General features: G+C 65.1%; 11 protein-coding genes. 4 read left to right on the forward strand and 7 right to left on the reverse strand.

Annotated elements, in window-relative coordinates; all coding sequences use genetic code 11:
* The gene (gene parC, locus V6Z91_RS04170; protein ID WP_338767027.1) at window positions 1-2,343 is read left to right on the forward strand and encodes a DNA topoisomerase IV subunit A; all 2,343 of its coding nucleotides are present in this window, start codon (window positions 1-3) and stop codon (window positions 2,341-2,343) included.
* A 289-nt stretch (window positions 2,344-2,632) separates the two neighbouring features.
* On the opposite strand, the gene V6Z91_RS04175 is transcribed toward parC, so the two are convergent.
* From V6Z91_RS04175 to V6Z91_RS04205, 7 genes are all read right to left on the reverse strand, one after another.
* Entirely contained in the window at window positions 2,633-3,697 is a 1,065-nt protein-coding gene (locus V6Z91_RS04175) for a patatin-like phospholipase family protein (protein ID WP_338767029.1), read from the reverse strand.
* Window positions 3,698-4,004: 307 nt separating this feature from the next.
* The gene (locus tag V6Z91_RS04180; RefSeq protein ID WP_338767032.1) at window positions 4,005-4,478 is read right to left on the reverse strand and encodes a hypothetical protein; all 474 of its coding nucleotides are present in this window, start codon (window positions 4,476-4,478) and stop codon (window positions 4,005-4,007) included.
* Between the two features lie 118 nt (window positions 4,479-4,596).
* Window positions 4,597-6,006: a M64 family metallopeptidase gene (locus V6Z91_RS04185; protein WP_338767034.1), complete on the reverse strand. Its 1,410-nt coding sequence runs from the start codon at window positions 6,004-6,006 to the stop codon at window positions 4,597-4,599.
* Between the two features lie 161 nt (window positions 6,007-6,167).
* Window positions 6,168-7,439: a cyanophycinase gene (locus V6Z91_RS04190; protein WP_338767036.1), complete on the reverse strand. Its 1,272-nt coding sequence runs from the start codon at window positions 7,437-7,439 to the stop codon at window positions 6,168-6,170.
* A 48-nt stretch (window positions 7,440-7,487) separates the two neighbouring features.
* Window positions 7,488-7,841, reverse strand: a complete 354-nt coding sequence (locus V6Z91_RS04195) for a hypothetical protein (protein WP_338767039.1) — start codon at window positions 7,839-7,841, stop codon at window positions 7,488-7,490.
* A 104-nt stretch (window positions 7,842-7,945) separates the two neighbouring features.
* Window positions 7,946-8,380, reverse strand: coding sequence for a GNAT family N-acetyltransferase (locus V6Z91_RS04200; RefSeq protein ID WP_338767041.1), 435 nt, complete (start codon window positions 8,378-8,380; stop codon window positions 7,946-7,948).
* Window positions 8,380-8,913 (reverse strand): hypothetical protein, encoded by a 534-nt coding sequence (locus V6Z91_RS04205; protein ID WP_338767044.1) that lies wholly within the window; start codon window positions 8,911-8,913, stop codon window positions 8,380-8,382. Before V6Z91_RS04205 ends, V6Z91_RS04200 begins: the two co-directional genes overlap by 1 nt.
* Before the next feature lie 103 nt (window positions 8,914-9,016).
* On the opposite strand from V6Z91_RS04205, the gene argH reads away from it, so the two are divergent.
* The 3 genes from argH (at window position 9,017) to V6Z91_RS04220 (ending at window position 12,756) form a co-directional block, all read left to right on the forward strand.
* A complete protein-coding gene (gene argH / locus V6Z91_RS04210) occupies window positions 9,017-10,438 on the forward strand; it encodes an argininosuccinate lyase (protein WP_338767046.1) in 1,422 nt (473 codons plus the stop codon).
* Window positions 10,439-10,520: 82 nt separating this feature from the next.
* Window positions 10,521-11,099, forward strand: coding sequence for a TRAP transporter small permease subunit (locus tag V6Z91_RS04215; RefSeq protein WP_338767049.1), 579 nt, complete (start codon window positions 10,521-10,523; stop codon window positions 11,097-11,099).
* 13 nt (window positions 11,100-11,112) lie between these two features.
* Window positions 11,113-12,756 (forward strand): TRAP transporter large permease subunit, encoded by a 1,644-nt coding sequence (locus V6Z91_RS04220; protein ID WP_338767052.1) that lies wholly within the window; start codon window positions 11,113-11,115, stop codon window positions 12,754-12,756.
* Window positions 12,757-12,777: the final 21 nt, after the last annotated feature.

The following is a 12,777-nucleotide window of genomic DNA, read 5'->3' on the forward strand; positions in this document are numbered from 1 at the left end:
ATGAGCCAAGCAAACCTTTTTGACGCACCGCTGCCGGAAGAACCCGGCAATAACGGCAATGGCGGCGACGGCGGCGAATCGCTGACCCTCTCGACCTTTGCCGAACGCGCCTACCTCGACTACGCGATCTCCGTGGTGAAGGGCCGCGCCCTGCCCGACGTGTGCGACGGCCAGAAGCCCGTGCAGCGCCGCATCCTGTACTCGATGAACGAGCTGGGGCTGAACGCCACGGCGAAACCGCGCAAGTCGGCCACCGTGGTCGGCGACGTGCTGGGTAAATTGCACCCGCACGGCGACCAGTCCGTGTACGACGCGCTGGTGCGCATGGCGCAGGACTTTTCGCTGCGTTACCCGCTGATCGATGGCCAGGGCAACTTCGGCTCGCGCGACGGCGACGGCGCCGCGGCGATGCGTTACACGGAAGCCCGCCTGACGCCGATCGCCAAGCTGCTGCTGGACGAGATCGACCAGGGCACCGTGGATTTCATCCCGAACTACGACGGCTCGACGGAAGAGCCGGCGCTGCTGCCGGCACGCCTGCCGATGACGCTGCTGAACGGCGCGTCCGGCATCGCCGTGGGCATGGCGACGGAAATCCCGTCGCACAACCTGCGCGAGGTGGCCGCCGCCACCGTGGCGCTGATCCGCAACCCGAAGTTCTCGCATGCCGAGCTGATGGAACTGATGCCCGGCCCGGACTTCCCGGGCGGCGGCCAGCTGATCACGCCGCAGGCGCAGATCACGGACATGTACGCTTCCGGCCGCGGCAGCATGAAGGTGCGCGCGCGCTGGAAGATCGAGGAACTGGCGCGCGGCCAGTGGCAGGCCGTCGTGTACGAACTGCCGCCGGGCACCTCGGCGCAGCGCGTGCTGGAAGAAATCGAGGAATTGACGAACCCGAAGGTCAAGCTGGGCAAGAAGACGCTGTCGCCCGAACAGCTGGCGCTGAAGGGCCAGATCCTCGGCGCGCTGGACACGATCCGCGACGAATCCGGCCGCGCCGCGCCGGTGCGCCTGGTCTTCGAGCCGAAGTCGAAGAACCAGGACCAGAACGAATTCATGCTGATGCTGCTGGCGCACACGTCGCTGGAAACCTCGGTGCCGATGAACCTGGTGATGATCGGCGGCGACGGCCGCCCGCGCCAGAAGGGTCTCACGGACATCCTGGGCGAGTGGATCACGTTCCGCTTCGCCACCGTGACGCGCCGCACGCAGCACCGCCTCAAGAAGGTCGACGACCGCATCCACATCCTGGAAGGCCGCGAGACGATCCTGCTCAATATCGACGAGGTGATCCACATCATCCGCAATTCGGATGAGCCGAAGCAGGCGCTGATCGAGCGCTTCAACCTCTCCGATCGGCAGGCCGAGGACATCCTTGAAATCCGCTTGCGCCAGCTGGCCCGCCTGGAAGCGATCAAGATCGCCCAGGAACTGGCCGAGCTGCGCAAGGAAAAAGGCACGTTGCAGGACCTGCTGGACAATCCTTCGTCGATGAAGCGGCTGATCATCCGCGAGATCGAGGCCGACGCGAAGCTGTACGGCGATGCCCGCCGCACGCTGATCGAGGAAGCGCAACGCGCCTCGGTCGAGCAGAAGATCATCGACGAACCGGTCACCGTGATCATTTCGCAGAAGGGCTGGGTGCGCGCGCGCACCGGCATCGGCCATGACAAGGGCCAGTTCACGTTCAAGGCCGGCGACGCGCTGCACGATGCGATCGAATGCCGCACCGTGGACACGCTGCTGGGCTTCGGCGACAACGGCCGCGTGTACTCGGTGCCGGTGGCCGCGCTGCCGAACGCGCGCGGCGATGGTGTGCCTATCACGACACTGGTCGACCTGTCCGGCGGCGCGCGGCTGCTGCACTACTTCGCGGGCCCCGCTGCCACGCAGCTGCTGATGGCGTCCGACGCCGGCTTCGGCTTCATCACGAAGGCGGGCGACATGGTGAGCCGCCAGAAGAGCGGCAAATCGTTCCTGACGCTGGAGAATGGCGCGAAGCCGCTGGCGCCCACGGTGGTGGCGCCGGAAGCAAGCGCCGTCGCCGTGGTCTCGGAAAAGGCACGCCTGCTGGTGTTCGGCATCGACGAGATGAAGGTGCTGTCGAACGGCGGCCGCGGCGTGACCTTGATGGAACTGGAACCGAAGGAAAAGCTGGTGGCCGCCTGCGCGATCACGCAAAAGGGCGTAACCGTGCTGGGTATCGGGAATGCAAGCAAGCCTAAGGAAGAACGCATGACGCCGAACGCCCTGGCCGAGGGTGAACACTTCGGCAAGCGCGCGAAGAAGGGCAAGCCGATGCCGACGCGGATCAAGCCGACGGGACTCATGCCGAACTGAGTCGACACGGCTCGATGCGCTTGGTGTCGGACACCTTTTCCCAACGGGAAAAGGTGTCCGACACCGGTTTTCCCTACCGAAGTCAGTAACCTCTCCGATGCTTGGTGTCAGACACCTTTTCCCATCGGGAAAAGGTGTCTGACACCGGTTTTCCCCGCCGAGGTCAATAACCTCCTGCGAAAACCGGTGTCCGACACCGATAAACCCGGTGTCCGACACCAAGCGCTGGCGCCGCGGGCCGCATTGCAGCCGCCAACCAAACAGCGTCAACCGCCCCCGGTTTTCCCGATCAAGCCGCCGCCTTCAACCGCGGCTGCTGCACCATCCGCGCCAGATACTGCCTGGCCGCCGCCCGCCCCGCCTCATACCGCATGTTCACGCCATGCTCCGAAAAATCATGGTCGCCACCGGCTGCCGCCGGGCTGCTGGCGATCACGTGCAGGTTCTTCAGCGCGCGCAGGCGCATCAGCCAGTCGTAGGCTGGCATATCCGCCACGGCCGTGCTTCCCGCTACCGCATCGAGCTTGTCGAGCATGGCCAGGAAGCCGTCGAGCCTGGCCTCGCCGCCGTACTGGGCCCAGAAGCGGTTCTGGTATTGCAGCGCGGTCGCGCGCGTCTGCACTTCCTGCATATTCGTGGGCGACGGCTGGCCATCGGTCGGGAACAGGTCGACGACGAAGATCGGCAGCGAAGCGATCTCGTCCGGCTCCAGCAGGTTCAGCAGGGAATCGATCGGCGTGTTGGAGAACAGGCCGCCGTCCCAGTAATCGGTGCCGTCGATGCGCGTGGCGGGGAAGCCCGGCGGCAGGCTGCCGCTGGCCACGATGTGCGACGGCGTAAGTTGCGCCCGCACCGCCTTGTGGTGGCAGCTTTGCAGATGGGCGCCTTTCGCCGTGTAATTCGAGAACGTGGTCTGGCCGCCCGTGTGCAGGCTGGTGGCGGTGACGCCGAAGCGGACGTGCTTCGGGTTGTTCAGCTGGTCGAAATCGAGATGTTGCGCCAGCGTGTTCAGCATCGGCGCGGTGGTGCAGTAGCTGTTCCAGTTCGGCATGCGCCAGTAATCGGTGCGCGACAGCCAGAAGTTCGGATTGCCCAGCAAGGACAGGCTGGCCTGCTTCGCGGCCGGCCACCAGGGCACGGTCGGCAGCGTGATCGCCTGCCACATCTTGCGCAGGCTGGCGGCAATGTCGCCACCCTTGGCGCCGGCGATGGACGCCGCATTGATCGCGCCAATCGACACGCCGGTGACAGCCTTCGGATACCAGCCCTCCTCGACCAGCGCGGTCACTACGCCATACTCGAAAGCGCCCAGCGCGCCGCCACCTTGCAGGATCAATGCCATCGGTTTCTTCATCACTACTCCATAAAACACATCAAAGGGAAGTGAGAGATTGCCCGCTGGAATCGACGCCATCTTGACGTGCGTCAACTACAATACTGCCGTGACCGCTTGCTATCGCGTGATCTCCCTTTGAAACAAGGCAGACCTGTGGTGTTTCTGCTGGGCCCGATTTGTCCGCCGCAAGCAACAAAAACAGCTGAGCCCGTGTCTCGTGGGGTCAGACCCCAGAGACACAGGCTCAGCTGTAATTACCGTCGAGCTCGTGTCCCGCGGTGCCTGGCACCACGGGGACACGGGCTCATCCGTTTAGCTGGTCAGCTTAGTGCTTGGCAGCTTCCTTCTTCACGTCGGCATTGGCCTTCGCGATGGCTTGCTCGGTCTTGGCGGCGGCCAGGGCTTTTTCCTTGTCGGCTTCGGCCACTTCCTCGGCTACCTTGGCATCGGCCTTGGCGACGGCCTTGGCGGCCTTGGCGTCGGCGGCGGCGATTTTCTTGTCAGCCTTCGCTTCGGCTTTCAGGCGGTCTTCCGGATCGGCGTTGGCGACTTTTTCGCCGGCCTTCAGGTGCGCTTCGTCGGCCTTGGCCTGGGCCTTGGCGACTTTCTCGTTCGCCTTGGCCTGGGCTTTCGCTACGTCTTCATTGGCGTCAGCCACTTTTTTCGCTTGTTTGTCCTGGGCCTTGGCGATGTCCTTCTGGGCTTCGGCCTGTGCCTTCGTCACGTCGTTGGTCTGCGCGTAGGCGGTGGTTGCGGTGGCGAACACGCCGGCGATCAGGGTTGCGAGCAGTTTGTTCATGATTGGCACCTTTCTCGTGGTTTTCTGAATACGTTTCGTTCTGTCACGTGATCAGAATAAAGTTTCCAGATGCTATCGACCGTGCGCTACCGTACCTAGTAACATTTTGTTATCTTTCTTACCGATTCCCCGGCCGCGAATACAGATCGATCGTCTGCCCCACCGCCTCGGCGCAGACCGCGCAAAACGCTTCGCTGCGATCGAACATCAGGCACTGCTGCTGCGAGCGGTAGTAGCCTTTCGCCTCGTAGTTCGCGCCTTCGAACGCGCCGACCGCATGTCGATGCGGAGCCTTCGAGAACAGGCGATTCGTCCACGCCAGGTCGTCGGCGAAGAGCTTGCTCATCTCCGATTCGGGGCGGTTATCCTTGCGCAGGCGGGCGCGCACCTTCTGGTATTCGCGCGAATGCGCTTCGTACTCCGCCTTCGGCCACGGCGTGGGCAGCGGCGTGCCCGGCTTCACGAAATGCTTCCATTTGACGTTGGCCGGATCGCGCAGCGCCGTCACGTTCGGCTCCCAGGGCTCGGGCCTTTCCGCGCTCGACTGGTAGGCGACGGGCGAGGTGTAGTACTCATCCGCCAGGCCGGCGAAGTGGTGCCCGAACTCGTGCACGAACAGGTAGTTGGCCCAGTCGTTGTTCGCCGCCGCGGTGCTGAACTGGCCGTAGATGCCGCCGCCGCCATAGGTATCGTTGTTGACGAGGATTTCGATGAATTCATACGGCGCATGCTGGGCGATATCGCGCAGTGCCCGGTTATCCGTGGTCAGTACATAGCGCTCGCTGCCGAAGATGTCGTAGCGCGTGTTCAGCGCCGAGGCGTGGTGCGTGTTCGTCGACGGCCGGCTCACGCCCGACTCTTCCGTCGGCACCGCCAGGCCCCACACATTGAAGTCGGCGGCCCGCTCCTTGAACGGCGACACGGTGAACAGGTGGTCCGCCAGCCGCTTCGCGGTCTGCTCGAACTTGCCCAGCTCGGCGCGCGTATAGCCGTCGCCCAGGATCAGCAAGTCCACCTTTTGCGGCGACGGGCCGCTGACGCGAAGCGGGATCGGCTTGCCCGGCGCGGGCGGCTGCTTGCGCACGACGTCGAGCGCGTCGGTGTCGACATCCACGCTCCACACGATGGAAAACTCGTTACGTTCGTCCCGCTTCAGGATGCGCACCTTGACGGGCGCATCGGGCTTCGGGAAGCGTACCGATTCGCCGAACGCACGCGTGAGCTTCGCCGCTTCGTCCGTCGTCTTCCATTCGCCGAACACGGTGGAAAAGCCGCGCGAGTACAGCAGCTTGCCCGTCCTGGCATCCACCACTTCCACCTTGTTGATGCCGCGGCCGGTATCGTCCAGCGTGCGCGTCATGTCGCCCGGCCATGGCAGCGGTTCGATCACCACGCGGTCCATCGCATAGCCTTCCGAGAGCGCATTGCCGCTGTGGATATAGTCGAGCCGCACGGTGGCGGGTTGGGCGGCGAAGGCCGCGCCGGACACTGCGAGGCAGGCCAGGCCGGCAAGGAAGGAGAGGCGCATGCTGTGGCTCCGATGGCAATGAGAGGCGGCCATTGTAAGGCCGACCTTGCCGGCTTCAAAGCGGCGCGCCCATCCTGCAAGGTAGAGACGCCGAAATCCCCGTTCGGGGATGAATGTGTACCGCGTGGCCTTGTACGCGCCGGCGCGCCGGCTGGATCCAACTATTTGGCATCGCGATAACGGTAGAGCGGGCGGGGAATATCGATGGGCCGGATATCGAGCCTGATGTTGAGCACCGAATACGCCTCGACCGTGTTGGAAATGTAGCCCACGCTTTCCGGCGTCTTCGTGAAGCGGAATTCGAAACCGACTTCCGGTGTGGTGGAGCGCGGGTTGCCGCTGGCGATGCCGATCGCCTCTTCCTGGTCGCTGTCGACCAGCCTTTCCATGAGGCTTACCACCGCGTGGTTGCCGAGGATGTCGTTGCTGTAGACGGGGCCGCGATACGCCGTGCGCGCCGGGTCCAGCCTGCCACCGGCCTTGTCCGGCGACGGGGTGAAGCTTTGCGTGATGATGTTGAACTTGTCGCCGCGATCCAGGTAGCTGATCCGCACATTGCTGACGTTGAAGTCGGGCTTGCTGGTATCGCTCACCGCCAGGGTGAGGTCCAGCAGCAGCGCGCCCGTGTAGCCGATCACCTCCATCTCGCGCTGGGCATTGATGACCACGGCGCTATCCTCGTCCACGCCCAGGCCAAGCTTGTAGTTCTTGGCCAGCATGGCCGGGATCATGCGGGCGAAACGGCCGCGCACCAGCAGGTGCTGGTCGACGAACACGTCGTCGCCGATGAAGCCCAGGCCAGGGGCGATTTCCTGGCCATCCTTCACGCCGCCGCGCAGCATGGCCAGGATCGCGTTGGGCCGGTAGAACATCGTGCTGCTCATGATCGCCGCGCCGGCGCTCGTGCCGGCCACCACGCCGCCGCGGCGGTACAGGTCCCAGATCGCCTCGAGCGCCCGCGTGCGCGTGCCGTTCTCGCGGATCAGGGCCTGCGTGATGCGGGCCTGGTCGCCGCCCGCGAAATACACGCCGTCGGCCGTGCGGATCTTCTCGGCCAGCGCCGCGTCGTCCGCCGCCTTGCGATAGTCGCTGTTGGCAAGCCGCTGCGCCACCGGCACGGCGAACGGTTCGGCGCCGTATTTCTTCAGGTAGGCGATGCTGGCCGCCGCCGCCCGCTCCGGGTTGCCGGAGGCCGAAGGGAACACGGCGATCCGCGCGCCCCTGCCGCCCGCCAGGCTGACGATCTTCTGCCACACGTCGGCATTGTCGGCGCGCAGGCCGCCGCCGATGATCACCAGCGAACCCTTCGCCTTCGGCAGGGGCGGCTTCTCCGCCGCGGGTTCCTCGGGAACGTGCTCCAGGGTTTGCGCATTGGCCAGGAGGCCAGTGAAGGCAGCAAGGACAAGGAACATGGCGGCGAAGAACTTGGACATCGGCTCCCCTCTTGAAAGGCCCTATCTGAAGGCGTAGGTCACACTGGCTTAGAAGCGGCGCCCGCGCGGGTCGGTGTACGTCGGGTCGTAACCCGAAAGGAAGTGGTACGCCTGGTTCGAGAACGGCGGGCTGCGGTCGAACATATTCTGCACCCCGGCACGGATTCTCAGCGCGCGGCTGGCCTGCGATGCGGCCGACAGGTCCCATAGCGTGTACGAGGACACGTGGTTCGGCGCCGCCACGCTGCCGTCGTCGGTATTGATCGCCGAATTCTGATCTTCGTACGAGGACGAGAACGTGTTCGACAGGCTGGCCGAGAACGGCCCCCGCTCCCATTCGAACGTGATGGTGTGGCGCCAGCGCTGCACGACGCGGTTCCCGGCCACGGGGTATGGTTGCATGGTATGCATGTCGAAAAGTTATCGTTGTCGGTTCGCCGTACTCCAGGCAGGACGGCGGCAAAATTCAAACCAACGCGACCGGGAGCGTCGCGCCGGAGCGACTGTCAGGGTGCCGGGGGCTGGCGATAAAGGTCCGGGAAGCTGCGCTCCATCAGCGCTCCCGGCGCGGCGGGCGACACGAAGCCATAGCGCGCGTACAGCGGAGCGGCGGTGCTCGTGGTCAGCATGAATTTTCGCAGGCCCTGCAAGGCGGCGTGCGCCATCACCGCATCGAGTAGGCGCGTGCTGTAACCCTTGCCCCGGTGTTCGGGCAGCACGAACACATCGAGCAGGTAGGCGAAGGTGGCCTGGTCCGTGATCACGCGCGCGAACGCCACCTGGGCGCCGCCGGCGTAGCCGCCGAAGCAGAGCGAGTGGGCGATCGAGCGCTCGACCGTCTCCAGGGGTATCCCCAGCGCCCAGGTGGACTCTTCGCTCAGGTAGCGGTGGATGCGCGCGACGTCCAGCCGCGCCTTGTCGGTATCGACGGCGAAATCCATCAGCGAGGCCTCAGGTAGCGTTCCGGCAGCCGATTGCGGTCGGTCTCGGCCTGCCACACGAGCGACAGCACCCACCAGCGCGTGCCGTCGTTGACGAGCTGGATGCTGTTGATGCCGCGCTGGAAGGGCCTGGCTTCCTCCTTTGCGTGGCGCGATTCGTAAGTGGAGAACACGTGGGCGATCTGGCCGAACTGCTCGCTCCTCCTCGCCAGCTCCGATTCGAAGAAGCCTTCCTTGGCGAACAGCGGCGTGACGCGGGCGATGTAGTCGTCGACCGACAGCACCCGCGTGGTGAATGCGCCTTCCTTGTTCTGGCCGTGGACGATCATTTTTCCATCCGCGCGGAACAGCGCGCGCAGGCGGTCCCAGTCGCGCGCCTTGCCGGCGGGACCGGAAAGCGTGTCGTACAGCGCGGCGACCACGGCATCGACGCTGGCCACGTCTTCCTGCCGCGCCCCCTCGGCCGAGGCGCCCCCGGCCATGCCGGCCGTGGCGAGGAGTAAAGCGGCGAACAGTGCGATCGACTTCTTCATGAGCCCTCCTGTCGTCAAAAACACAACAATAGCATCCGTGCATAAATAGTGGGCAGGGAACCAACGTTGGCTATAATCGACGGATTACCTGGACCTTCTCATCATGACTGAACAACTCTCCAAAAAAGGCGAGGCCTGGTCGGCCCGCTTCTCCGAACCCGTTTCCGATCTCGTCAAGCGCTATACCGCCTCCGTGTTCTTCGACAAGCGCATGTGGAAGGCCGATATCGAAGGCTCGCTGGCCCACGCCGGCATGCTGGCCGCGCAAGGCATCATCCCCGCCGACGACCTGGAAGCGATCCGCCGCGGCATGGCGCAGATCACGCAGGAGATCGAATCCGGCCAGTTCGAATGGCTGCTGGACCTGGAAGACGTGCACCTGAACATCGAGAAGCGCCTCACGGAGCTGGTGGGCGACGCCGGCAAGCGCCTGCACACGGGCCGTTCCCGCAACGACCAGGTAGCCACCGATATCCGCCTGTACGTGCGCTCGGCGATCGACGACATCACCGGCCTCCTGCACCAGCTGCGCACCGCCTTGGTGGACCTGGCGGACAAGCATGCGGACACGATCCTGCCCGGCTTCACGCACATGCAGGTGGCCCAGCCGATCACGTTCGGCCACCACATGCTGGCCTACGTGGAGATGTTCGGCCGCGATGCCGAGCGCATGGCCGACTGCCGCAAGCGCGTGAACCGCCTGCCGCTGGGTTCCGCGGCGCTGGCCGGCACCACCTTCCCGATCGATCGCTTGCGCGTGGCGCAGACGCTGGGCTTCGACGACGTGTGCCACAACTCGCTGGACGCCGTGTCCGACCGCGACTTCGCCATCGAATTCACGGCCGCCGCCTCGCTGGTCATGACGCACGTGTCGCGCATGTCGGAAGAGCTGGTGATCTGGATGAGCCCGCGCGTTGGCTTCATCGACATCGCCGACCGTTTCTGCACGGGCTCCTCCATCATGCCGCAGAAGAAGAACCCGGACGTGCCGGAACTGGCGCGCGGCAAGACGGGCCGCGTGTACGGCCACCTGATGGGCCTGTTGACCCTGATGAAGGGCCAGCCGCTGGCCTACAACAAGGACAACCAGGAAGACAAGGAACCGCTGTTCGATACGGTGGACACCGTGGTCGACACGCTGCGCATCTTCGCCGACATGGCCGGCGGCATCACCGTCAAGCCGGAAGCGATGCGCGCCGCCGCGCTGCAGGGTTATGCCACCGCGACCGACCTGGCCGACTACCTCGTCAAGAAGGGCCTGCCGTTCCGCGACGCGCACGAAGCCGTGGCGCACGCCGTGCGCGCCTGCGTGGACGCGAACTGCGACCTGGCCGACCTGTCGCTGGAGCAGTTGCGCGCCTTCTCGCCGCTGGTCGGCGAGGACGTGTTCGAGGTGCTGACGCTGGAAGGTTCCGTGGCCGCGCGCGACCACGTGGGCGGCACGGCGCCGAACCAGGTGCGCGCCGCGATCGCCCGCATCCGCCAGCAGCTCGCTGGCCAACAAGCGGAGCAGACCGCCATGTAAACGATAGCCCTCGTCACCGCATCACCGAAGCGATCCCGGGCGCCAACGCAGCGCCCTTCAGAAGGAAGCAAAGGAGACAACGATGTTGATGGCAATATCCAGGGCAATCGATTTTCTGAACGACCGGATCGCGGCGGTGGTGGCCTGGGCCCTGCTCGCCGCGGTGCTGATCTGCGCGGCCAATGCGCTCATCCGGTACTCGTTCAACCTCAGTTCCAATGCCTGGCTGGAGATCCAGTGGTACCTGTTTGCCGCGGTCTTCATGCTGGCGGCTCCCCACACCTTGCGGCGCGACGAGCACGTGCGCATCGACGTGATCGTGGGCCGCTTTTCCCGCCGCACCCAGGTCTGGATCGACCTGTTCGGCTTCTTCCTCTTCCTGCTGCCCATCTGCTGCGTGATCCTGTACTACGGGATTCCATTCGGCCTCAACTCCCTGAAGAGCGGTGAAATGTCCAGCAATGCGGGCGGCCTGATCGTGTGGCCCGCGAAGATCCTGGTGCCGATCGGCTTCGCTTTGATGATCCTGCAGGGCCTGTCGGAAATCATCAAGCGGATCGAGTACCTGCGCGGGCGGCTCGACGCGAGCGCCTTCACGAAGGGGGCGCCCACGCCGCAGCAGGAGATCGAGGCGATCCGGCAAGCCAACCAGCCGCACTGACGGGACCCGGACAATGGAAGCCTTCCTCATCGCCAATATCGCGCCGATCATGTTCGGCACCCTGGTGCTGTTCCTGCTGTGCGGTTTCCCGGTGGCCTTCGCGCTGGCGGCCAATGGGCTGTTCTTCGGCCTTGTCGGCATCGAGCTGGGCCTCTTGAAACCGGAATTGCTGCAGGCGCTGCCGAACCGGATCTTCGGCATCATGGCCAACGACACGCTGCTGGCCATTCCGTTCTTTACGCTGATGGGCCTGATCCTGGAACGCTCCGGCATGGCCGAAGACCTGCTGGACACGATCGGCCAGCTGTTCGGGCCGATCCGCGGCGGCGTCGCGTATGCCGTGATCTTCGTGGGCGCGCTGCTGGCCGCCACCACCGGCGTGGTGGCCGCGTCGGTGATCTCGATGGGCCTCATCTCGCTGCCGGTGATGCTGCGCTACGGTTACGACAAGCGCCTGGCGACCGGCGTGATTGCCGCCTCCGGCACCCTGGCGCAGATCATCCCGCCGTCCCTCGTGCTGATCGTGATGGCGGACCAGCTGGGCCGCTCGGTGGGCGATATGTACAAGGCGGCATTCGGCCCCGGCCTGCTGCTGACGGCCATGTACGCCGGCTATGTGCTGGCCGTGTCGCTGTTCAAGCCGCACCATGCGCCGGCCCTGCCGCCGGAAGCGCGCAACCTGCGCGAGCCGAACGGCGACTCGGGCATCCGCTCGCTGCTCGTACTGGTGGCGGCCACCGTGGCGGCGTCCTATGCGTTCGCGCACTGGTACGAGGCAAGCCATCCGGATGCGCACCGCGACGAAGTAGGCATCTTTTCGGCGGCCCTGGGCATCGTCGGCGCCTTCGTGTTCGCGCTGGCCAACCGGTACGCGAAGCTTGGCCTGCTGTCGCGCATGGCCGAAAAGGTGGTGTTCGTGCTGATCCCGCCGCTGGCGCTGATCTTCCTCGTGCTGGGCACGATCTTCATCGGCCTGGCCACGCCCACCGAGGGTGGCGGCATGGGCGCGGTGGGCGCACTCGTGCTGGCGCTGCTGAACCGCCGGCTTACCTGGCCCTTGCTCACGCAGGCGATGATGTCGACCACGCGGCTGTCGTGCTTCGTGATCTTCATCCTTATCGGTTCGACGGTGTTCGCGCTGGTGTTCCGCGGCGTAAACGGCGACCTGTGGGTGGAGCATCTGCTGACCAGCCTGCCGGGTGGCTCGACGGGCTTCCTGATCGCCGTGAACATCCTGTTCTTCGTGCTGGCGTTCTTCCTCGACTTCTTCGAGCTGGCCTTCATCCTCGTGCCGCTGGTGGGGCCCGTGGCGGAAAAGCTGGGCATCGACCTGATCTGGTTCGGCGTGCTGCTGGGCGTGAACATGCAGACGTCGTTCATGCACCCGCCGTTCGGCTTCGCGCTGTTCTACCTGCGCTCGGTCGCGCCGAAGGAAGTGAAGACTTCCGACATCTACTGGGGCGCGATTCCGTTCGTGTGCATCCAGGTGCTGATGGTGGCGCTGATCATCGCGTTCCCGCAGCTGGTGGCGGTGGAGACGCGCACCGACATGACCGAGGAAGTCGAGCTGAAGATCGATGCGCCGGCCGACTACGGCGCGCCGGCGGAGGACGGGCCGCCGCAGCTGGATTTCTCGACGGACGAGGAGAAGAAGTAGGCGTCGATGCCTGATCCACTG

Source organism: Massilia sp. METH4 (assembly GCF_037094685.1).
Classification (GTDB): domain Bacteria; phylum Pseudomonadota; class Gammaproteobacteria; order Burkholderiales; family Burkholderiaceae_D; genus Rugamonas.

Coding starts and splice junctions, on each gene's coding strand:
- parC (WP_338767027.1), top strand. CDS start 1: ATGAGCCAAGCAAACCTTTTTGACGCACCGCTGCCGGAAGAACCCGGC.
- V6Z91_RS04175 (WP_338767029.1), bottom strand. CDS start 3,697: ATGAAGAAACCGATGGCATTGATCCTGCAAGGTGGCGGCGCGCTGGGC.
- V6Z91_RS04180 (WP_338767032.1), bottom strand. CDS start 4,478: ATGAACAAACTGCTCGCAACCCTGATCGCCGGCGTGTTCGCCACCGCA.
- V6Z91_RS04185 (WP_338767034.1), bottom strand. CDS start 6,006: ATGCGCCTCTCCTTCCTTGCCGGCCTGGCCTGCCTCGCAGTGTCCGGC.
- V6Z91_RS04190 (WP_338767036.1), bottom strand. CDS start 7,439: ATGTCCAAGTTCTTCGCCGCCATGTTCCTTGTCCTTGCTGCCTTCACT.
- V6Z91_RS04195 (WP_338767039.1), bottom strand. CDS start 7,841: ATGCAACCATACCCCGTGGCCGGGAACCGCGTCGTGCAGCGCTGGCGC.
- V6Z91_RS04200 (WP_338767041.1), bottom strand. CDS start 8,380: ATGGATTTCGCCGTCGATACCGACAAGGCGCGGCTGGACGTCGCGCGC.
- V6Z91_RS04205 (WP_338767044.1), bottom strand. CDS start 8,913: ATGAAGAAGTCGATCGCACTGTTCGCCGCTTTACTCCTCGCCACGGCC.
- argH (WP_338767046.1), top strand. CDS start 9,017: ATGACTGAACAACTCTCCAAAAAAGGCGAGGCCTGGTCGGCCCGCTTC.
- V6Z91_RS04215 (WP_338767049.1), top strand. CDS start 10,521: ATGTTGATGGCAATATCCAGGGCAATCGATTTTCTGAACGACCGGATC.
- V6Z91_RS04220 (WP_338767052.1), top strand. CDS start 11,113: ATGGAAGCCTTCCTCATCGCCAATATCGCGCCGATCATGTTCGGCACC.